Source organism: Staphylococcus gallinarum, assembly GCF_000875895.1.
Taxonomy (GTDB): Bacteria; Bacillota; Bacilli; order Staphylococcales; family Staphylococcaceae; genus Staphylococcus; species Staphylococcus gallinarum.
Genome location: NZ_JXCF01000252.1, coordinates 1 through 385 on the forward strand (window position 1 = coordinate 1; position 385 = coordinate 385).

At 36.6% G+C, this 385-nt stretch carries 1 protein-coding gene; it reads right to left on the reverse strand.

Annotation, left to right across the window (positions count from 1 at the left end; genetic code table 11):
- Window positions 1-385, reverse strand: a 385-nt coding sequence (locus tag SH09_RS14340; RefSeq protein ID WP_042740270.1) for a group II intron maturase-specific domain-containing protein, incomplete at both ends; no start/stop codon positions are given.

Here is a 385-nt window from a genome sequence, read left to right on the forward strand (position 1 = left end):
CAACTCTGCAAGTTCGACTAACGGTATTAGTCCCCACTTGTAGAGTTGTTTTGTTGTAAGCGCGAGATGGACTTCTTTGGTGCTTGAGAGTCGCCAATACTTCTTACGCGATTGTGCGATTTTCATGGCACTTTTATGGTCAAGTCCATATTTACGTAACATCTTGTATTTTGTTTTTGGTTTCTTCCATCTTTTGAGAATTAGTTGTCTAATGCGTCGGTTTAACCAAGATTGTAACTTCGTTATAAAAGCTTTAATAAACCCTCTACCAAAGTAATTTATCCACCCTCGTGTTACTTGATTAATTTCTGTTATAATCTGTTTGAAGGTACCTGGTCTATTTCGTTTCGTTAGACGTCTTAAGGAGCGTTTTAAATTTCTTTTT